The 20,638-nt window shown below is 73.6% G+C and carries 19 protein-coding genes; 14 read left to right on the top strand and 5 right to left on the bottom strand.

All coding sequences use genetic code 11. The features are described 5' to 3' along the window. The 3 genes from ABZW32_RS17705 to pdhA all read right to left on the bottom strand — a co-directional run. Nucleotides 1-483: biotin/lipoyl-containing protein (locus ABZW32_RS17705; RefSeq protein WP_356216774.1), on the bottom strand; the 483-nt coding region annotated here is incomplete at its 3' end. A gap of 13 nt (nt 484-496) precedes the next feature. After that, nucleotides 497-1,477: an alpha-ketoacid dehydrogenase subunit beta gene (locus ABZW32_RS17700; protein WP_356216771.1), complete on the bottom strand. Its 981-nt coding sequence runs from the start codon at nt 1,475-1,477 to the stop codon at nt 497-499. Between the two features lie 5 nt (nt 1,478-1,482). Further along, nucleotides 1,483-2,691: a pyruvate dehydrogenase (acetyl-transferring) E1 component subunit alpha gene (pdhA, locus tag ABZW32_RS17695; protein ID WP_356216768.1), complete on the bottom strand. Its 1,209-nt coding sequence runs from the start codon at nt 2,689-2,691 to the stop codon at nt 1,483-1,485. 325 nt (nt 2,692-3,016) lie between these two features. Here pdhA and ABZW32_RS17690 point away from each other — a divergent pair, with 325 nt between their 5' ends. Beyond that, nucleotides 3,017-3,676 (top strand): response regulator transcription factor, encoded by a 660-nt coding sequence (locus tag ABZW32_RS17690; RefSeq protein ID WP_356216765.1) that lies wholly within the window; start codon nt 3,017-3,019, stop codon nt 3,674-3,676. Nucleotides 3,677-3,908: 232 nt separating this feature from the next. After that, nucleotides 3,909-4,352 carry a pyridoxamine 5'-phosphate oxidase family protein gene (locus tag ABZW32_RS17685; RefSeq protein WP_356216762.1) on the top strand — a complete coding sequence of 148 codons (444 nt, stop codon included), beginning with the start codon at nt 3,909-3,911 and terminating at the stop codon, nt 4,350-4,352. Nucleotides 4,353-4,426: 74 nt separating this feature from the next. Here the strand turns inward: ABZW32_RS17685 and ABZW32_RS17680 are convergent, their stop codons facing one another. Then, entirely contained in the window at nt 4,427-6,049 is a 1,623-nt protein-coding gene (locus ABZW32_RS17680; protein ID WP_356216759.1) for a protein kinase, read from the bottom strand. 226 nt (nt 6,050-6,275) lie between these two features. On the opposite strand from ABZW32_RS17680, the gene ABZW32_RS17675 reads away from it, so the two are divergent. From ABZW32_RS17675 to ABZW32_RS17625, 11 genes are all read left to right on the top strand, one after another. Beyond that, the gene (locus ABZW32_RS17675) at nt 6,276-7,943 is read left to right on the top strand and encodes a protein kinase (protein ID WP_356216756.1); all 1,668 of its coding nucleotides are present in this window, start codon (nt 6,276-6,278) and stop codon (nt 7,941-7,943) included. Between the two features lie 248 nt (nt 7,944-8,191). Continuing rightward, on the top strand, nt 8,192-8,440 hold the full coding sequence (locus tag ABZW32_RS17670) for a hypothetical protein (RefSeq protein ID WP_356216753.1): 249 nt from the start codon (nt 8,192-8,194) through the stop codon (nt 8,438-8,440). A gap of 157 nt (nt 8,441-8,597) precedes the next feature. Then, nucleotides 8,598-9,185, top strand: a complete 588-nt coding sequence (locus ABZW32_RS17665) for a hypothetical protein (RefSeq protein WP_356216750.1) — start codon at nt 8,598-8,600, stop codon at nt 9,183-9,185. Between the two features lie 86 nt (nt 9,186-9,271). Beyond that, nucleotides 9,272-9,940, top strand: coding sequence for a PadR family transcriptional regulator (locus ABZW32_RS17660; protein WP_356216748.1), 669 nt, complete (start codon nt 9,272-9,274; stop codon nt 9,938-9,940). Between the two features lie 23 nt (nt 9,941-9,963). Next, nucleotides 9,964-10,755: an ABC transporter ATP-binding protein gene (locus ABZW32_RS17655; protein WP_356216745.1), complete on the top strand. Its 792-nt coding sequence runs from the start codon at nt 9,964-9,966 to the stop codon at nt 10,753-10,755. A gap of 101 nt (nt 10,756-10,856) precedes the next feature. Beyond that, nucleotides 10,857-13,613 carry an ABC transporter permease gene (locus ABZW32_RS17650; RefSeq protein ID WP_356216792.1) on the top strand — a complete coding sequence of 919 codons (2,757 nt, stop codon included), beginning with the start codon at nt 10,857-10,859 and terminating at the stop codon, nt 13,611-13,613. 82 nt (nt 13,614-13,695) lie between these two features. Continuing rightward, nucleotides 13,696-14,235 (top strand): bacterial proteasome activator family protein, encoded by a 540-nt coding sequence (locus tag ABZW32_RS17645; RefSeq protein ID WP_280918008.1) that lies wholly within the window; start codon nt 13,696-13,698, stop codon nt 14,233-14,235. Between the two features lie 310 nt (nt 14,236-14,545). Next, entirely contained in the window at nt 14,546-15,421 is an 876-nt protein-coding gene (locus ABZW32_RS17640; protein WP_356216742.1) for an NTP transferase domain-containing protein, read from the top strand. Then, nucleotides 15,418-16,701, top strand: a complete 1,284-nt coding sequence (locus ABZW32_RS17635) for a molybdopterin molybdotransferase MoeA (protein WP_356216740.1) — start codon at nt 15,418-15,420, stop codon at nt 16,699-16,701. The genes ABZW32_RS17640 and ABZW32_RS17635 overlap by 4 nt, the downstream gene beginning before the upstream one ends. Beyond that, entirely contained in the window at nt 16,689-17,789 is a 1,101-nt protein-coding gene (locus ABZW32_RS17630) for a potassium channel family protein (RefSeq protein ID WP_356216737.1), read from the top strand. Before ABZW32_RS17635 ends, ABZW32_RS17630 begins: the two co-directional genes overlap by 13 nt. A 60-nt stretch (nt 17,790-17,849) precedes the next feature. Beyond that, entirely contained in the window at nt 17,850-18,827 is a 978-nt protein-coding gene (locus ABZW32_RS17625) for an NAD(P)H-quinone oxidoreductase (protein ID WP_356216735.1), read from the top strand. Nucleotides 18,828-18,864: 37 nt separating this feature from the next. Here ABZW32_RS17625 and ABZW32_RS17620 read toward each other — a convergent pair whose 3' ends face one another. Then, a complete protein-coding gene (locus ABZW32_RS17620) occupies nt 18,865-19,422 on the bottom strand; it encodes a TetR family transcriptional regulator C-terminal domain-containing protein (RefSeq protein ID WP_356216732.1) in 558 nt (185 codons plus the stop codon). Between the two features lie 84 nt (nt 19,423-19,506). Between ABZW32_RS17620 and ABZW32_RS17615 the strand changes: the two genes are divergently transcribed. Then, a complete protein-coding gene (locus ABZW32_RS17615; protein WP_356216729.1) occupies nt 19,507-20,625 on the top strand; it encodes an FAD-dependent monooxygenase in 1,119 nt (372 codons plus the stop codon). The last annotated feature ends 13 nt before the right edge of the window (nt 20,626-20,638 follow it).

Genomic DNA, 20,638 nt, shown 5'->3' with positions numbered 1-20,638 from the left:
CGGGGCCGGGGTGCCGTCCCCCGCGCCCACGGCGGGCGCCGGGGCGCCGGTGCCGTTGGCCGCGGGCACGCCGGCGACCGCCTTGCGCGGGCGGCGCTTGGTGGAGGCCGTGGAGACCCCGTAGCCGACCAGGACCGGCTGGCGCCCCTCGGGGGCCGGCTCCTCCTCGACGGCGACGGCGGCGGCCGGGGCCGCCTCGGCCGGGGCGGCCACGGCGGTCTCCGCCGCGTCGCCCGCACCCGGAGCCGTCTCGACGGAGATGATGACCTGGCCGACGTCGACCGTCACGCCCTCCTCGAAGAGCAGCGCGTGCACCACCCCGTCGAAGGGGATCGGCAGCTCCACGGCCGCCTTCGCGGTCTCGACCTCGCAGACGACCTGCCCGTCGGTGACGGTGTCACCCGGCTGGACGTACCACTTGAGGATCTCGGCCTCGGTCAGGCCCTCGCCCACGTCGGGCATCTTGAATTCGCGGATCGTCATGGCAGGGCTCTCCTCAGTACGCCAGCGAGCGGTCGACGGCGTCGAGCACCCTGTCCAGGCCCGGCAGGTACTCGTCCTCCAGGCGGGCCGGCGGGTACGGCGCGTGGAACCCGCCCACGCGCAGCACCGGAGCCTCCAGGTGGTAGAAGCACCGCTCCGTGATGCGGGCGGCGATCTCCGCGCCCACGCCCAGGAACACCGGCGCCTCGTGGACGACCACGAGCCGGCGGGTGCGCTCGACCGAGGCCTGCAGTCCGTCGAAGTCGACGGGCGACATCGAGCGCAGGTCGACGACCTCCACCGACTTGCCCTCCTCGGCCGCCGCGGCCGCCGCCTCCATGCAGACCTTCACCATGGGGCCGTAGGCCGCCAGGGTCAGGTCGGTGCCGGAACGGGTGACGCGCGCCTTGTGCAGCTCGCCCGGGATGGCGTCGACGTCGACCTCGCCCTTGTCCCAGTAGCGGCGCTTCGGCTCGAAGAAGATCACCGGGTCGTCGCTGAGGATCGCCTGCTGGAGCATCCAGTACGCGTCGCTGGCGTTGGACGGCGAGACCACCTTCAGGCCCGGGACGTGCGCGAAGAGCGCCTCCGGGGACTCGCTGTGGTGCTCGACCGCGCCGATGCCGCCGGCGTAGGGGATGCGGACGACGACCGGCAGCTTGATCTTGCCGAGGGCGCGTGCGTGCATCTTCGCGAGCTGCGTGACGATCTGGTCGTACGCGGGGAAGACGAAACCGTCGAACTGGATCTCCACGACCGGCCGGTACCCGCGCAGGGCCAGGCCGATGGCGGTGCCGACGATGCCCGACTCGGCGAGCGGGGTGTCGATGACCCGCTCCTCGCCGAAGTCCTTCTGGAGTCCGTCGGTGATGCGGAAGACACCGCCCAGCTTGCCGACGTCCTCACCCATGATCAGGACCTTGGGGTCCGTCTCCATGGCTTTGCGCAGCGACTCGTTGAGCGCCTTCGCGATCGACATCTTCTCGATGGCCATGGTGGTCACTCCCCACCCTCGAAGGACGCGAGGTAGGCGGCGAACTGCGCGCGCTCCTCGTCGACGAGCGCGTGCCCGTCCGCGTAGACGTTCTCGAAGATCGCCATGGTGTCGGGGTCGGGCATGGAGCGCACGACCTCGCGGACGCGCTTGCCGAGCGTCTCGCTCTCGGCCTCCAGCTCCTCGAAGAAGGCCTCGTCGGCGCCGCCGGAGGCGAGCAGGTGGGCCTTCAGGCGCAGGATCGGGTCCTTGGACTCCCAGGCCGCCGTCTCCTCGTCCCGCCGGTACTTGGTCGGGTCGTCGGAGGTGGTGTGCGCGCCCATGCGGTACGTGAACGCCTCGACCAGGGTCGGACCCTCGCCACGGCGGGCCCGCTCCAGGGCCCAGCGGGTGACCGCGAGGCAGGCGAGGACGTCGTTGCCGTCGACGCGGATGCCGGGGAAGCCGAAGCCCTGCGCGCGCTGGTAGAGCGGCACGCGCATCTGGCGCTCGGTCGGCTCGGAGATCGCCCACTGGTTGTTCTGGCAGAAGAACACTACGGGCGAGTTGTACACGGCGGAGAAGTTGAAGGCCTCCATGACGTCGCCCTGGCTGGACGCGCCGTCGCCGAAGTACGCGATGACCGCGGAATCGGCGCCGTCCTTGGCCACGCCCATGGCGTAGCCGGTCGCGTGCAGCGTCTGCGAGCCGATCACGATCGTGTACAGGTGGAAGTTGTTGGTGTTCGGGTCCCAGCCGCCGTGGTTCACGCCGCGGAACATGCCGAGCAGGTTCGTCGGGTCGACGCCCCGGCACCAGGCCACACCGTGCTCGCGGTAGGTCGGGAAGACGTAGTCGTCGTCGCGCAGGGCCCGGCCGGAGCCGATCTGCGCGGCCTCCTGGCCGAGCAGCGAGGCCCACAGGCCCAGCTCGCCCTGGCGCTGGAGAGCGGTCGCCTCACCGTCGAAGCGGCGGGTCAGGACCATGTCGCGGTAGAGCCCGCGCAGGTCCTCGGTGGTGATGTCCGCGACGAAGGGCGCGAACTCGGCGACGTCGGGGTGGTCCCCGGCGTCGATCCGTTCGCCTTCGGGCGTCAGCAGCTGTACGAGCTGAGGTTCGGCGTCGTGCGGCTGTGCGGTGGCAGCGGCGGTCTTGCGGGCGCTCGCCGCGCCGGCCGCCCGCTTGGTGCCGCTGCTGCGTCGCGGCTTGCGCGCGGCAGTGCTCTCCACGGTCACGTGTGCTCCTCCGTCGGTCCGGCACCCGGGTTCTCCGGGGACCAGTGCGGCTCACCTGTATCCGTACCCGCGCACGGGGTGGGTGCACGGCACGTACGGGATTCAGGCGTGACAGGTGCCCCGGCGAGTGCCCTGCGCAATGCACGTTACCCAGTGCGTCGCATAACTGCGAAACCCCACTTGACCTGGCATTTTGCTTGGATATCCAAGTAAATCGGCGGCTGTGGGAACAACGACTGGTCACAGCCTTGCAGGGGGCCGGAACAACGGCACGTTATCCCGGGTAACCCCTTCAGGGAAGAGGTGAGTGTGTGAAGATGACTTTGTGCGCGAAGACGGAAAAATCAAGGTATTCCTCCTGGACGACCACGAAGTGGTACGCCGGGGTGTTCATGAGCTCTTGTCGGTGGAAGACGACATCGAGATCGTCGGTGAGGCCGGCACCGCCGCGGACGCGCTCGTGCGCATCCCGGCCACCCGCCCCGACGTGGCCGTTCTCGACGTACGGCTCCCGGACGGCAGCGGGGTCGAGGTCTGCCGCGAGGTGCGCTCCCAGGACGAGGACATCAAGTGCCTGATGCTGACCTCGTTCGCCGATGACGAGGCCCTCTTCGACGCGATCATGGCCGGTGCCTCGGGTTACGTCCTGAAGGCCATCCGGGGGAACGAGCTGCTCAGCGCCGTACGGGACGTGGCGGCCGGCAAGTCGCTGCTGGACCCGGTCGCGACCGCGCGGGTGCTGGAGCGGCTGCGCGACGGCAAGAACGGCAAGGGCGACGACCGCCTCTCGAACCTCACCGAGCAGGAGCGCAAGATCCTCGACCTGATCGGCGAGGGCCTGACGAACCGCGTCATCGGGGAGCGGCTGCACCTCGCGGAGAAGACCATCAAGAACTACGTCTCCAGCCTGCTGTCGAAGCTGGGGATGGAGCGCCGTTCCCAGGCCGCCGCGTACGTGGCGCGCCTCCAGGCGGAGAAGCGCTAGCCTCCGGCGGACTTCCGGGCGGAGGAGCCCTGGCCTCCGGCACGGCCCGACCGTCCTTCGAGCCGCCGGCCTCCGGCGTTCCTCCGGCGCGGCCCGACCGTCCTTCGAGCCGGCGGCGGGCGGCGGAGGTGCGGTGCCACGGGGCGGACCGTGTCATTCGGGACGAACGTCCCCGATCATCGGGGCTGGATCCTCTTCCCCGACGTCCGGTCGGTGCCGGAGAGTGGTCCCCATGTCACCGGAGGAACTCCACGCCATCGAACTGCTGCACCGTGTGCCCTACGGCCGGGTCGCCACGAGCATGCGCGCGCTGCCCTTCCTCGCCCTGGCCCGCCACATCGTGGTGGGCGGCGAGGTCGTGCTGAGAATGCACGCCGGATTCGGCTACCACCAGGCGTGCAACGGCAGTGTCGTCTCGTACGGGGCGGACAACTCCAATTCCCCGGACCCGCACCTTTGGTCGGTGCAGTTCACCGGGACCGCACGGATCGTCGAACCGACCACCGCGGAACTGGAACTATTCGGTCCAGCACCGCATTTCGCGGACGGCGCGGTGTTCGACCCCGTCTACATGCGCATCGAGCCCCAGTTCGTCACCGTGCACACCCTGGCGGGACGTCCGGACGGCCGGGACCGGCGGCCTCAGCGGGACCGGCAGTACCAGCACATGCTCTGATCAGCGCATTCACGTAAAAAAGGCCCGGCGGGTGAATTCCCGCCGGGCCTTTTTGCGTACATCCGATCGCGCGGTTACTGCGGTTCGCCGGCCGGGTTCTCGCCGCCACCGGTGGTGGGCGGCACCGTCTTCGGGGGCGTCGTCGGCGGCTTGGTCGGCGGCGTCGTCTGCGGGGCCGTCGGGGACTTCGTGTCCGGCGGCGGGGTGGTCGCGGAGGACGACGTCGGGTTGGTGGTCGGCGTGTACTTGGTGCGGGTCGGCGTCGGCGTGAACGTCTCCTCGCGCGTACCGCCGGAGTCGGTGCTCGGCGGGTTCGACGGGGTGTCCGGCGTCGAGTTCGGGCTGCTCTGCGTGGTGCCCGGGGAGCTCTGGCTGGTGCCCGGCTTCCCGCCGTCGCCCTTGCCGGTGTTGCCCACGGTCTTCACCGCGTACGCGACACCGCCGGCGATCGCGAGGACCGCGAGCAGCGCGAACACCCACATCTTCCACCGGCCGCCGCGACGGCCGTCGTAGCCGCCGTCGTAGCCGTTGTACCCGCCGTGGCCGTTGCCCGGACCGCCGTGACCGCCGTGACCGCCGCCGCCGGGGAAGGCGGTGCCGTCGTCGGGGTTGAGCGGGGGCACCATCGGCTGCTGGAACTGCGAGGTCGTGGCGTGCGCGTTGTACTGCGGACGCGGGCCGCCGTTGCCGCCCGCGGGCATGGCCGTGGTGGCCGCGCCGCCCGGCTGGCCGTGCGGGAGCGACATGGTGACGGGGCCGGTGTTCCAGGTGCCGGTGTTCGGCCCCTGGTCCTGGAGCATCTGGAGCGCGTACTGGACGAGCCCGCGCATCTCCTCGGCGCTCTGGAAGCGGTCGTCCGGGTCCTTGGCCAGCGACCGCATGACCAGGCCGTCGAGTTCCTGCGGGATCGAGTGGCCCTCGGGCAGCTGCGACGGCGGCACCGGCGCGTCCTGGACGTGCTGGTAGACCACCGACAGCGGGGTCTCGCCGGTGAAGGGGGGCCGCAGCGCGAGGAGTTCGTAGAGCAGGCAGCCGGTCGCGTACAGGTCGCTGCGGTGGTCCACGGCCTTGCCGAGGGCCTGTTCCGGCGACAGGTACTGCGGGGTGCCCATGACCATGCCGGTCTGGGTCATCGTCGACTGCGCGCCGTGCAGGGCGCGGGCGATGCCGAAGTCCATCACCTTCACCGCGCCGGTGTTGGTGATGATGACGTTGGCGGGCTTGATGTCGCGGTGCACGATGCCGTGCTGGTGCGAGTACGCCAGCGCCTCCAGCACGCCGGAGACGATGATGAGCGCCTGCTCGGGCCCGGGGGCCTCGGCGCTGATCAGCAGGTCCCGGATGGTGCGGCCCTCGACGAGCTCCATCACGATGTAGGGGACGACGTTCGGGCCGACCTGGTCCTCGCCCGAGTCGTACACGGCGACCACCGCGTGGTGGTTCAGTCCGGCGACCGACTGTGCCTCACGCGTGAAGCGGGCCTTGGAGACCGGGTCCTCGGCGAGGTCCGCGCGCAGCAGCTTCACGGCCACGGTGCGGCCCAGCCGCACGTCCTCGGCGGCGAAGACCTCCGCCATGCCGCCGCGGCCCAGTCGGTGGGTGAGACGGTAACGTCCGTCGCCCACCAGGCCGCCGGCGCCCCAGTGCTCAGGACCGTCGGCCATCCCGGCGCCGTTTCCCTCGGGTTCGGGTGCCATCAGTCCTCGCCGTCGTCTCTCTCGTCCGCACTAGCGGTGGGTCCTCATCGGGTGCTCCGATGAACGCTACAGCCTCCGAACCGGTCACCGTTCGGACACAGACACCCTGTGGCCCCATGGTCACGCAGCGGGCACCGGCTTGACGTGTGCTTGCCCTCCGGCAGACTGGGCGCGACATGCGCTCAGCCAGACGCGTAGGGACACAGCTCGAGGGGAAGCAACAGTCATGAGCCAGGACGGCACACAGGGCCGGTACGCAGGCGGTTCCCTGGCCGGTGGCCGTTACCAGCTAAGGGATTTGCTGGGCGAGGGGGGCATGGCCTCGGTCTACCTCGCGTACGACTCCGCGCTCGACCGCCAGGTCGCCATCAAGACCTTGCACAGCGAACTCGGGCGCGAAGCCTCCTTCCGCGAGCGCTTCCGGCGTGAGGCGCAGGCTGTTGCGAAACTGTCGCACACCAATATCGTCTCGGTCTTCGACACCGGCGAGGGCGAGGTGACGTTCGGCTCCTCCGGCGCCGACGGCACGGTCATGCCGTACATCGTCATGGAGTACGTGGAGGGGCAGCCGCTCGGCTCCGTCCTCGACGCGGACGTCCACCAGTACGGGGCGATGCCGGCCGACAAGGCCCTGAAGGTGACGGCCGACGTGCTGGCCGCGCTGGAGACCAGCCACGAGATGGGCCTGGTCCACCGCGACATCAAGCCCGGCAACGTGATGATGACCAAGCGCGGCGTGGTCAAGGTCATGGACTTCGGCATCGCGCGGGCCATGCAGTCGGGGGTCACCTCGATGACGCAGACCGGCATGGTCGTCGGCACCCCGCAGTACCTCTCGCCGGAACAGGCGCTGGGGCGGGGCGTGGACGCCCGGTCCGACCTGTATTCGGTCGGCATCATGCTGTTCCAGCTGCTGACGGGCCGGATCCCGTTCGAGGCGGACTCCCCGCTGGCGATCGCGTACGCGCACGTCCAGGAGGAGCCGGTGGCTCCGTCGAGCATCAACCGCTCGATCACCCCGGCCATGGACGCCCTGGTGGCGCGGGCCCTGAAGAAGAACCCGAACGAGCGCTTCCCGACGGCCGCGGCCATGCGGGACGAGATCTCGCGGATCATGTCGGCCGGACAGACCGGGGCTCCGGTCATCGTCCCGGGCGCCGGCCCGGGCGGCAGCGGGGCGGGCGTGAGCTCGGCGGTGTTCCCGCCGGTGGACTCCGGGTTCCAGGCACCGCCGGCGCAGTCGCTCCAGCAGCCGTACCCGGGCGCGCAGACCCCGCCGCCGTCCCCGTACGCGCCGACGCCCCCGCCGCAGCAGCACACGCAGGGCGGCTACGCGTACCCCCACACCCCGGCGCCGCAGCAGCAGTACGCCCCGCAGACCCCGCCGCCGTTCACCATCTCCCCCTCCCCGGCGCCCGCCCCGTCGGGCTCCTCGTCGGGCGGCGGGAAGCGGAACACCCCGGTGGTGGTCGGGGCGATCGCGGTGGCCCTGCTGGCCATCGGCGGCCTGATCGCGGTGCTGAACATGGGCGGCGGCGACGAGGGCGACGGCGACACGGCCGCGCCGGGCACGTCGGCGTCCGCGTCCGCTCCCGCGGCGGCGGGCCACAAGGGGCCGGACACCTCGCGCACGATCGACCTGGAGAAGTGCAAGAGCCCCACGAAGTCCTACAAGGACGCCTCGAAGGTCGTGGCACCGGACTTCCGCTACAAGAACCTGCGCTCGGTCAAGGAGTGCATCCAGGCCGCGGGCTGGAGGTTCGTCATCCAGAACCGTGACGAGGCGGTCTACGGGCAGGACACCGTCCTGGAGCAGCTGCCCGCGGCGAACTCGGACGTCGCCAAGGACGGGACGGAGTTCACCCTGGTCGTCTCCACCGGCGACCCGCAGTAGGACGTCCCGCGGGGCGTCCCGCGGCCGTGCTCCCCGGGACGCGCCGGGAGCGCCCGGGCTGCTCGGGCTCGGCGCGGGCGCGCGCCCCGGGACGGGGCCGTACGCCCCGCGCGCGCCGGGACCCCGGTCACGGGAGGGTTCCTCCACCACACGATGGAGGAACCCTTGCCCACCGTGCCCACCGTCTCCCGTTCCCTGACCGTCTCGGCCGTGGCCGTGGCCGTGGCCGCCGCCGACGACTCGCGGGCGTGCGCCTCCACACGCCCGACGCCGCCGGGCACACCCGCTACCGGCAGTGGCGCCTGAACGCCAACGGTTCGGGCAGCAGCCGGAGCCGGCCCCCCTCGCCGGACGACGCCCGGGGCATCTCCCGCGCGGGCGTGGAGGCCGCGGCCTTGGACGACCACGGCTACCGGCAGCTGCGCGGGGCCGCCTCGCCCGCCAGCCCCTTGCGCCAGGGCCCAGGTCCTGGCGCCGAGGCACCGCCGAAGGACTGAGCTCCGCCCCGGGCCACCCTCACGGACCGCCCGGGATGCCAGGTTTGCCCCATTATGCAAATCTAAGGACGTCATTCCGACGCCTCGATTCCGACGCCTCGGTCCCGCCGCCCCGGCGTCCCCGCGTCCCGGCCGCACGGAAGGGGAGGGGCTCCCCGTGACTCGACGCCCGCGCGCGCCGCGCTGGACCGCCGGGGCCCTGCTGGCCGGGGCCGCACTGCTGGCCGCCGCGCCCGCGGGAGCGCCGCCCCCCGCCCGCGCCCCCGCGGCCCTCGCCGCGACGGCGGCTGGGGCCAAGGCGGCCTCCGTGGTGGCCGAAGTACCGGAAGAGGCCTACGAGGAGCTCGCCGGCAGTGCGGCCGGCGTCGGCCGGGAGCACCCCGGCAGGCCCCCCGAGGAACCCCCCGCCGCCGAGTTCGCCGCCGCCCCCCACGCGGTGCACCCGGCCCGCCCGAGGTCCCAGAACCCGGATCCGGCCCCGTCCGCCCACGTACCCCCGGGCGCCACCCCGGGCACCACCCCGGGCACCACCCCGGGCGCCACCGCTAAGCCCGCCCGGAGCCCCGCCCGGAACTCCCCCCGCAGCCCCGCCCCGAGCGACCCCTCGGCGGCCGCCGCGGTCGGCGCGGAACCCAACGGACGGGCCGCCGACCTGGCCGCGCACATGCTGCCGCTCGGCACCGGGCTGGCCCTGATGGGACTGGGCCTCGGATACATGGGCGTGCGGCTGCGCCAGGGGCGCTGACCGGGGCACCACCAGGAGGCACCGACGGGACCACGCGGACCATACCGGGTATACATACTGGGTATGCCACGGTATACATACTCAGTATGTCGATCCGTCACGGGCTTCTCGCCCTACTGGAACGGGGCCCCCGCTACGGGTCCCAGCTGCGTTCCGAATTCGAATCCCGCACCGGCTCCACCTGGCCGCTCAACGTCGGGCAGGTGTACACGACCCTCGGCCGCCTGGAACGGGACGGGCTCGTCGCCCCCGGCGGCGAGGACACCGCCGGGCACACCCTCTACGCCATCACCGACACCGGCCGCGCCGAACTCCGCGAGTGGTACGAGCGCCCGGTCGACCGCACCAACCCGCCCCGCGACGAGCTCTCCATCAAGCTCGCCATGGCCGTGGGCGCCCCCGGCGTGGACATCCGCGCCGTCATCCAGTCCCAACGGCACGCCACCATCAAGGCGATGCAGGACTACACCCGGCTCAAGGCCCAGGCCGTCACCGCCATCGAGAGCGGCCGCTCCGACGAACGCGACGACCTGGCCTGGCTGCTGGTCCTGGAACAGCTCATCTTCCAGACCGAGGCCGAGGCCCGCTGGCTCGACCACTCCGAGTCCCGGCTGGTCCGGCTGGCCGCCCGCGCCGCCGCCGAGCCCGCGCCGCCGGCCGCCCCGGACGCGCCCCGGACCGCCGACCCCGCCGCAGACGCCACCGCAGACGCCACCGCCGTCCGGCCCCGCAGCGCCCGTACGCGGCGCGGCTGACCACCCTCCCAGGGGGATCCCTCATGCCCGACCAGCACCGTTCCCACGCCATACCCCGGACCGGGGGCCACACCGCACCCCGGTCCGCGGACCGGCCCGTACTCCAGCTCGACCGGCTCGTCCGCACCCACGGCAGCGGCGCCACCGAGGTGCACGCCCTGCGCGGCATCGACCTGAGCGTCCACGCCGGAGAACTCGTCGCCGTCATGGGCCCCTCCGGCTCGGGGAAGTCCACCCTGCTCACCCTCGCGGGCGGGCTCGACACCCCCACCAGCGGCCACGTCATCGTCGAAGGCGTGGACATCACCACCGCGGGGCGCCGGCAGCTCGCCGCCCTGCGCCGCCGCAGCATCGGCTACGTCTTCCAGGACTACAACCTCATCCCGGCCCTCACCGCCGCCGAGAACGTGGCCCTGCCCCTCGAACTCGACGGCACCTCCGCCCGCAAGGCCCGCGCCGCCGCCCTCGCCGCCCTGGACGAGATCGGCCTGCGCCCCCTCGCCGAACGCTTCCCCGACGAGATGTCCGGCGGCCAGCAGCAGCGCGTCGCCCTCGCCCGCGCCCTGGTCGGCGACCGCCGCCTGGTCCTCGCCGACGAACCCACCGGCGCCCTCGACTCCGAGACCGGCGAATCCGTCCTCGCGCTGCTGCGCTCCCGCTGCGACGCGGGCGCCGCCGGGATCCTCGTCACGCACGAACCCCGGTTCGCCGCCTGGGCCGACCGGGTCGTCTTCCTGCGCGACGGCAGCGTCGTCGACGAAACCCTGCGCAGCCAGGCCGATTCGCTGCTCTCCGGGCGGGCGGCCGGCCTGTGAGCTCACTGTTCGGCTCCTGGTACCACCCCTGGGTCGCGGCCCTGCGCATCGCCCGCCGCGACGCCTGGCGCGCCAAGGGCCGCAGCGTCCTGGTGCTGTCGATGATCGCCCTGCCGATCGTCGGAGTGAGCGCCGCCGACCTCACCCTGCGCAGCTCCGAGCTGACCACCGAGCAGCGGCTGGCCCGTCAGATCGGCGCCGCCGACGCCCGGTTCTCGGAGACCGGCCTCGACGGCCCGATCCTCCAGCACCCCGACGGCGAGCACTACGCGCCCGTCGGCGGCTACGACAAGTACCGGCCCGACCCGGAGAAGAAGCAGTCCACGCTGAAGGCCGCGATCCCGGCCGGAGCCCAGGTCGCCGAGGACGGCAAGGGCAGCATCAAGGTGCACACCGTCCACGGGCTGCTCCAGACCGAACTGCGCGAACTGGACGTGCACAACCCGCTGACCCGCGGCCTGATCACGCTCGACCGCGGCCGGCTGCCGCAGGGGCCCGGCGAGGTCATCGCCACCAGCGCCTTCCTGAAGGAGTCCGGGCTGCACGTCGGCTCCGCGGCCACCCCGCGCGGCTCCCCCTCCTCCTACCGCATCGTGGGCGCCTACGAGCTCCCGTCCGAGCTGCGGCGCGCCGAACTCCTGGCCCTCCCCGGGACCTTGTTCGCCCCGCTGGACCGGGCCCTGCGGGCCGACTCCGGGACCGGGCTCCACACCTACACCTCCTACCTCGTCTCCATCGGCGGCGAAGGTTTCACGTGGAACGCGGTCACGGCGGCCAACGCCAAGGGCGCCCTGGTCAACTCCCGTGCCGTGACCCTGCGCCCGCCCGCCGACTCCGAAGTCCCCCTGTTCAAGCAGGAGCCCAAGGACCGCTACACCGAGGACGGCGACGGGGGCAGGGTCACCGAGCGGGCCGTCCTGGCCACCGTCGTGGCCCTGACCATGCTGGAGATCTGCCTGCTCGCCGGACCCGCCTTCGCGGTCGGAGCCCGGCGCTCGCGCCGCCAGCTGGGCCTGGTCGGCGCCAACGGCGGCGACCGACGGCACATCCGCGCCGTCGTCCTCTCCGGCGGCCTGGTGATCGGCGCCGCCGCGGCCCTCCTCGGCACCGCGATCGGCACGGCCCTGACCCTCGGGCTGCGGCCGGTGCTCGAAGAGCAGATCGGCAGCCGGTTCGGCGGCTTCGGCGTCCGCCCGGCGGAGCTCCTCGGCATCGCCCTGCTCGCCGTGCTGACCGGCCTGCTCTCCGCGATCGCCCCCGCCGTCACCGCCTCCCGGCAGACCGTCCTGGCCTCCCTCACCGGCCGCCGCGGCGTCCGCCGGGCCGGCCGGGTGCTGCCCGTCCTCGGCCTGCTCGCCATCGCCGCCGGCGTCACGATCGCCCTCTACGGCGCCGAGTACCGGGTCAGCCCCACCTTCGTCTCGGGCGGCAGCGCCCTCGCCGAACTGGGCGTCGTCGCCCTCACCCCGGTGCTGGTCGGGCTCTTCGGACGGCTCGGCAGGCTGCTGCCGCTGTCGCCCCGGCTCGCCCTGCGCGACGCCGTCCGCAACCGGGGGCGTACGGCACCCGCCGTGGCGGCCGTCCTGGCCGCCGTCGCCGGAACCGTGGCCGTCTCCACGTACCAGCACAGCAAGGACGTCCAGGCCCGCCACGAGTACACCGCCGAACTCCCCTCCGGATCCGGCTACCTGATGGCCAGTGACAACCGCGGCCACAAGGACGTACCGGCCCTGCGCGACACCCTCTCGAAGGACCTGCCGCTGGCCGTACGGGCCGATGCGCAGCGGCTCGTCGTCGGCAACCCGGGCTGCTCCCGGGGCTCCGACGAACCGGGCTGCGGCCGGGTCGAGGTCATCACCCCGAAGGAACAGCGTTGCCCGCTCAACGAGGCCGAACACGGGCCCGCCTCCTTCCCCCCGGACGAGGCCAAGCGGCTGCGGCAGGACCCGCGCTGCGCGATACCGGAGTTCAACCACCTCCCCGAGACCGTCGTCGCCGACGAGAAGCTGATGTCCGTGCTGGCGGTCACCGACCCCGGGTCCGTGACGGCGCTGAAGGACGGCCGGGCCGTGGCCTTCGACCCGCGCATCGTCAAGGACGGCAAGGTCACCCTGCGGATCGTCACCGACCCGGTGGCGGCCGACGCGGCCCTCGAGAAGCGCGCCGATCCGCCCGGTGAGGACAAGCGGCTCACGGTCCACACGGCCCCGGCCGGAACGAACGCCTGGGGCGTGCGCCTGGTGGTCCCGCCCGCCGCCGCCAAGGGGGCCGGCATCGCCACCGCCCCCGTGGGCTCGTACTTCACCCTCGACGGGAAGGCCACCGGCGAGCAGCGGCAGCGGCTCGACGGGGACATCGACCGGTTGGGCGCCGACGCCCAGGTCAGGATCGAGACGGGTTACCAGGGGCAGAGCACGGTGGGTGTCCTCGCGCTCAGCGTCTTCGCGGGCCTGGTCACCATCGGCGCGGCCGGCATCGCCACCGGCCTGGCCCAGGCGGACTCCGAGGCCGACCTGAAGACGCTGGCCGCGGTCGGCGCGGCCCCGCGGGTGCGGCGCACGCTCAGCGGCTTCCAGTGCGGGGTGGTCGCCCTGATGGGCGTGGTGCTCGGCGCCGCGGCGGGCATCCTGCCGGCCGTCGGCCTCCGGCTCACCCAGGAGAACGAGCAGCGGCGCCTGGTCGAGCACGGCCTGGAGCTGGGCTACGCCACGGCGCGCGACGCCGAGATCTACGTGCCGATCTCGGTGCCGTGGGACACCATCGCCGGACTGCTCGTCCTGGTCCCGCTCGGCGCGGCCCTCCTGGCGGCCCTGGTGACCCGTTCGAACGGCGCACTGGCCCGCCGGGCGGCGGGCTGAGGTTGCGGCCCCCGTACAGGGTGGATCACGCCCGTACGGGGGCACACCGTGTGAGTAAGACGGTGTGCGAGAGAATGACGGCATGGAGATGCCGAGGAGTGAACGGTCGCAGGACAGTCCCCCGCACGTCCTGATCGTGGGACAGGACGGGACGGCGGTCGGCGGCGCCGATGACGAGTCGCGCGAGGTCCCGGTGACGGAGATGGTCGAACAGCCTGCCAAGGTCATGCGGATCGGCAGCATGATCAAACAACTCCTGGAAGAGGTGCGCGCCGCACCCCTCGACGAGGCGAGCCGGGTCCGGCTCAAGGACATCCACGCCGCCTCGGTGAAGGAACTCGAGGACGGCCTCGCCCCGGAGCTGGTCGAGGAACTGGAGCGCCTGTCCCTCCCCTTCACGGAGGAGGCGATTCCGTCCGAGGCGGAACTGCGGATCGCCCAGGCGCAGTTGGTGGGCTGGCTGGAGGGTCTCTTCCACGGGATCCAGACGGCCCTGTTCGCTCAGCAGATGGCGGCGCGGGCCCAGTTGGAGCAGATGCGGCGCGCACTGCCGGCGGGCGCCTCGCACGACGAGGACGAGGAAGGCCCCCACGGAGCGATCCGCTCGGGCCCGTACCTGTAACCACCCCCAACGGGGCCGGAACGACTCACCGTTCCGGCCCTTTTGCCGTCCCCGACCCCAACGCCTTGAACGGGCGCCCGGGGCGCAGCCCCAAGCGGGCCCGGGGCACAGCCCCGAGCGGGTCCGGGGCGCAGCCCCAAAGGGGTCCGGGGCGCAGCCCCAAGGAGGTCCGGGGTGCAGCCCCGGGGAACGGGCGAAGGGTGGGGCGGGGAGGGGCCGCGCAGCGGAACGGACGGCACCGGGCGCCCCGGTTAAGGCCCGGGTAAGCGGGCCCCCGCACGGCAGACACCACACCCCCATACTCAAGGGCATGACCTACGACGCCATCGTCCTGGCCGGCGGCGCCGCCCGGCGGCTCGGCGGGGCCGACAAGCCCTCCCTCCCCGTCGGCGGCCGTTCCCTCCTCGACCGCGTCCTGGCCGCCTGCGCGGACGCCACCGCCACCGTCGTGGTCGGCACCCGCAGGCCCACCGCACGGCCCGTCCGCTGGGCCCTGGAGGACCCGCCCGGCGGCGGCCCCGTGGCCGCGCTGGACGCCGGGCTGCGGGCCACCACCGCCGAGCTGGTCCTCGTGCTCTCCGCCGACCTGCCCTTCCTCGACCGGGACACCGTCCGGACCCTGCTCGCCGCCGCGTCCGCCGGCCCCGGCGACGGGGCCCTGCTGAGGGACCCCGAGGGCCGCGACCAGCCCCTGGTCGCCGCGTACCGCGCCGAACCGCTGCGCCGCGAGGCGGCCCTGCTCGCCGCCGAGCACGGCCGGCTCGGCGGACTCCCGCTGCGCGCGCTCACCGCCGAGCTGCGGCTGACCACCGTCGCCGCGGCCGACCCCCTCGCCTCCTTCGACTGCGACACCTGGGAAGACCTGGCGGCGGCCCGTGCCCGGATCAGGGAGCATGGAAGCGTGCTGGAGCAATGGATCACCGCCGCCAAGAACGAACTCGGCATCGACGTCGACGTCGACATCACCACCCTGCTCGACGTCGCCCGTGACGCCGCCCACGGCGTCGCCCGCCCCGCCGCCCCGCTGACGACCTTCCTGGTCGGCTACGCGGCCGCGCGCGCGGAGGCCGCGGGCGCCGACCCCGCCCAGGCCGTGGCCGAAGCCTCCCGCAAGGCCGCCGAACTGGCCCTGCGCTGGGCCGCCGAGGCCCAGCCCCCACACCCCGAGGAGACCGGCTCCGGATGACCCGTACCGACGCCGACAACGCCCTGGACGAGGCCCTCGCACTGGTCAGCCGCACTCCCGACGGCGGCGGCCACCGCGCCGCGCCCTGGCAGCGCGCCCGGGAGACCGCCGCCCGGGCCGGCACGGGCGTCCGGGCCCGCACGCACCGGGTCGCCCTCGCGGAGGCGCACGGCGAGGTGCTGGCCGCGCCCCTCGACGCCCTCGGCGACCTGCCGTCCTTCGACACCTCCGCCATGGACGGCTGGGCCGTCGCCGGACCCGGCCCCTGGACCATCCGCCCCGGCGAGGGGGTCCTGGCCGGAGCCGAGCCGCCCGCCCCCCTCGCCGACGGCGAGGCCGTACGGATCGCCACGGGCGCCCGGATCCCCTCCGACACCAGCGCCGTCATCCGCAGCGAGCACGCCCGCGAGTCCGGCACCCAGCTGTACCCCGCCCGGCCCGTCAGCACCGGACAGGACATCCGCCCGCGCGGCCAGGAATGCCGCTCCGGCGACCTGCTGCTGCCCGCGGGCTCCCTCGTCACCCCGGCCGTCCTCGGCCTCGCCGCGGCCGCCGGGTACGACGAACTCCTCACCCGGCCCCGCCCCCGGGTCGAGGTCCTGGTGCTGGGCGACGAGCTCCTCACCGAGGGCCTTCCCCACGACGGCCTGATCCGGGACGCCCTCAGCCCCATGCTCGGGCCGTGGCTGACCCGGCTCGGCGCCGAGGTCATCGGCACGCGCCGGCTCGGCGACGACCCGGACGGGGCCGAGGCCCTGCTCGCCGCGGTCACCGGGTCCACCGCGGACCTGGTCGTCACCACCGGCGGCACCGCCTCGGGCCCCGTCGACCACGTGCACCCCGTCCTGGAGCGCGCCGGGGCCGAGCTGCTCGTCGACGGGGTGGCCGTGCGGCCGGGCCATCCGATGCTGCTGGCCCGCCTGGGCGACCGGGCGGACGGCCGCCACGTGGTCGGGCTGCCCGGCAATCCCCTGGCCGCGGTCTCCGGGCTGCTGACCCTCGCCGAGCCGCTGCTGCGGGCCCTCGCCGGCCGCCGCCAGCGGCCCCGGTACACGGTGTCCATCGAGGGCGACGTGCACGGCCACCCGTACGACACCCGGCTGGTTCCGGTCCTGCTGACCGACGAGCACGCCGTACCGCTGCACTACAACGGCCCGGCGATGCTCCGCGGAGTGGCCGCCGCCGACGCACTGGCCGTCGTACCGCCGCACGGCGCGCGGTCCGGGCAGGACGTGGAGGTCCTCGACCTGCCCTGGGCCTCGGGAGGATGTTTCACGTGAAACTGCACGGCGACGACGCCATGGCCCGGGGCGCCGACGAGAAGCTCGCCGCGCGCCGGATCAAGCTCCCCAAACGCGTGGTCGAGAAGCCGCTGCGGCAGGTCGCGAAGCGGCTGCTGATGGCGCTGGGCGTGCTGTTCCTGACGGTCCTGATCGTCTGGCTCGACCGCGGCGGCTACCACGACAACGCCAACGAGACGGTCGACCTCCTCGACTGCTTCTACTACGCGACCGTGACCCTGTCGACGACGGGCTACGGCGACATCGTCCCGTACAGCGACAGCGCGCGGCTGATCAACATCCTGGTGATCACCCCGCTGCGCGTGCTGTTCCTGATCATCCTGGTCGGCACCACGCTGGAGGTGCTGACGGAACGCACCCGCGAAGAGTGGCGGCTGAGCCGCTGGAGGAAGAACTTGCGCGAGCACACGGTCGTCGTCGGCTTCGGCACCAAGGGCCGCTCGGCCCTTCAGACGCTGCTGGCGACCGGCCTCCAGAAGGAGCAGATCGTCATCGTCGACCCCAGCGCCAAGGTGATCGACACCGCCAACGCGGAGGGGTTCACGGGGGTCGTCGGCGACGCGACCCGCTCTGACGTCCTGCTGCGGGCCGAGGTCCAGAAGGCCCGTCAGATCGTCATCGCCACGCAGCGCGACGACACGGCGGTGCTGGTGACGCTGACGGCCCGCCAGCTCAACCGCGGGGCGAAGATCGTCGCGGCGGTCCGCGAGGAGGAGAACGCCCCGCTGCTGAAGCAGTCCGGCGCGGACGCGGTCATCACCAGCGCCAGCGCGGCCGGGCGGCTCCTGGGCCTGTCCGTGCTGAGTCCGAGCGCGGGCACCGTGATGGAGGACCTGATCCACCAGGGCAGCGGCCTGGACCTGATCGAACGGCCCGTACGGAAGGCCGAAGTCGGGCGCGGGGTACGGGAGACGGAGGACCTGGTGGTCAGCGTGCTGCGCGGGCACCGGCTCCTCGCCTACGACGACCCGCACGCGAGCCCGCTCCAGCTGACGGACCGGCTGATCACCATCGTGCGCGCCGTGCCCCCGACGGCCCATCACGTCACGCTCGGCCCGGCGGACTGACCGGGGCGTCGGCCCGGACCGTACTGGGCGGGGCGCGCCGGGTCGCGTAGATTCCGGGCCATGCATGCGATCACGATCGAGCAGCCCGGCGGCCCCGAGGCCCTCGTCTGGGCCGAGGTACCCGATCCGGTGGCGGGCGAGGGGGAGGTGCTCGTCGAGGTCGCGGCGAGCGCCGTGAACCGCGCCGACGTCCTTCAGCGGCAGGGGTTCTACGATCCTCCGCCCGGCGCCCCGCGCCACCCGGGCCTGGAGTGTTCCGGGCGGATCGTCGCCCTGGGTCCGGGGGTGTCCGGCTGGTCGGTGGGCGACGAGGTGTGCGCGCTGCTGGTCGGCGGCGGGTACGCGGAGCGCGTGGCCGTCCCGGTGGGTCAGCTGCTGCCGGTGCCCGCGGGCGTCGACCTGGTGGCGGCCGCCGCGCTGCCCGAGGTCGTGTGCACCGTGTGGTCCAACGTGTTCATGGTCGCCGGGCTGCGTCCCGGCGAGACCCTGCTGGTGCACGGCGGGTCCAGCGGGATCGGCACCATGGCGATCCAGCTGGGCAAGGCCGTCGGGGCGCGGGTGGCGGTCACGGCGGGCGGCAAGGAGAAGCTGGCGCGCTGCGCGGAGCTGGGCGCGGACGTCCTGGTCGACTACCGCGAGCAGGACTTCGTGGAGGAACTGCGGGCCGCGACGGGCGGGGCCGGGGCGGACGTGATCCTGGACATCATGGGCGCGAAGTACCTGGCGCGGAACCTGGACGCGCTGGCCGTGAACGGCCGCCTCGCGATCATCGGGCTCCAGGGCGGGGTGAAGGCCGAGGTGAACCTGGGTGCGCTGCTGGCCAAGCGGGCGGCGATCACGGCGACCTCTCTGCGGACCCGGCCGCTGGAGGAGAAGGCGGCCATCGTGGCCGCCGTACGGGAGCACGTGTGGCCCCTGATCGCCTCGGGCCGCGTCCGCCCGGTGGTGCACGCGACGTACCCGATGCGGGAGGCCGCCGAGGCCCACCGCGTCCTGGAGTCCAGCGCCCACGTGGGCAAGATCCTGCTGACGACCTGACCGCCTGACGGCCCGCCCGTCCTGCGCCCGTCGGGGGTCAGCGCAGAGCCGCCGCGACCAGCCCCTCCAGCGCCTCACGGGGCACCTGCTCACCGGTGGGGAGGCGGTCGAGGACCAGACCGTCCACGCAGGCGAGCAGGGCCAGGGTGCGGCCCTCCGGGTCCGGGACCCCGTGCGCGGCCAGGAAGGCCCGCACGGTGTCCCGGCCGGCGTTCTCACGCGGAACGAGGATCTCGCGCAGCTCCTGGTCGCGGACGCTCTCCAGAGCGCACGCGTACCGCGCGAGGGAGCGCCGTCGCCCCTCTCCCGTGAGCCGGGCGGAGGTCAGCGCGGCGAGCCCGTCGGTCAGCTCGGCGGGGGTGCGCGGGAAGGGGAACCGCTCTCCGGCGGACTGGAGTTCGGCCTGGTCCCGGTCCACGAGGCGGCGTACGAGGGCGGTCAGCAGGGCGGCCCGGGTCCGCAGGTAGGCCGAGGTGGTGCCCGGGGGCAGGCCGGCGGCCCGGTCCACGGCGCGGTGGGTCAGCCCGCGCATCCCCAGGTCGGCCAGGACCCCGATGGCGGCATCGGCCAGGACGATGCGACGTTCTTCACTCACCCCCTCTTTCTACACCTGCAGAAAGAGGGCGGTACTCTGCACCCCTGGGCTTCTACAGGTGTAGAAGCGAGAAGGGGGTGCCTCATGGGCCGGAAGGCCTTGGTGATCGGCGGCGGCATCGGCGGGCTGGCGGCGGCGATCGGGCTGCACCGCACGGGCTGGGAGGTGACCGTGCTGGAACGGTCCCCGGCACTGGAGGACGCCGGCGCCGGGATCTCGCTCGCCGCCAACGGCGTCCGGGCCCTGGACGCGCTGGGGGTGGGCCCGGCGGTGAGGGCGGCCGCGCGCCCCCAGTACACGGGCGGGACCCGCACCCCGGCGGGCCTGTGGCTGGCCCGTATGGACGGCGCCGCCCTGGAACGCGCCCTCGGCACCCCGGTGTGCGGCATCCCGCGCGCGGAACTCCACCGGGTGCTGCGCGAGGCCCTGCCGACGGGATGCCTGCGGATCGGGACCGGCACGGTGGCCTCGGCTGCCGAGTGGGACGCGGATCTGCTGGTGGCCGCCGACGGCGTGCGCAGCGGGGTCCGCGCGGAACTGTTCCCGGAGCACCCGGGGCCGGTCTACAGCGGCTCGACCGTGCTGCGGGCCGTCACCGCCGGACCGGTGCCGCTGGACTCCGACTTCGAGCTGACCTGGGGGCCGGGCGCGGAGTTCGGGCACATCGCCTTCGCGGACGGCCGCGCCGAGTGGCACGCCGTCCTGACGGCTCCGCCGGGCCTGCGCCACCCGGACCCCCTCGCCGCCCTCGGGAGCCGCTTCGCAGGCTGGCACCGGCCCGTCCCCGAACTCCTGGCGGCGACCCGGCCCGAGGACGTCCTGCACCACGACGTCCACGAGCTGGTGACCCCGCCGCCCTCGTACGCGGTCGGGCGGGTCGCACTGCTCGGCGACGCCGCGCACGCCATGACCCCGAACCTCGGACAGGGGGCGTGCCAGGCCCTTGAGGACGCGGTGGTGCTGGCGGCGGAACTGGCCGCGGGGCCGACCCCGGAGAGGGCCCTGGCCCGCTACAACGCCGTGCGGCGGCCGCGCGCCGGGGCGGTCGCCAAGGCGGCCCGCCGGGCCGGCCGGCTGGGCCACCGCCTGTCCCACCCGCTCGCGGTGTCGGCCCGCGACACGGCCCTGCGCCTGGCCCCTTCGGGAGCCGCCGTCGCCATGATCCTCCGTCACGCCGCCTGGACCCCACCACCCCTGACCTGACGCACGGCCGCCC

Source organism: Streptomyces sp. NPDC004667 (genome assembly GCF_040609475.1).
GTDB lineage: Bacteria > Actinomycetota > Actinomycetes > Streptomycetales > Streptomycetaceae > Streptomyces.
Note: the sequence above shows the minus strand (reverse complement) of the source record. Positions and strands in the feature narration are given on the sequence as shown.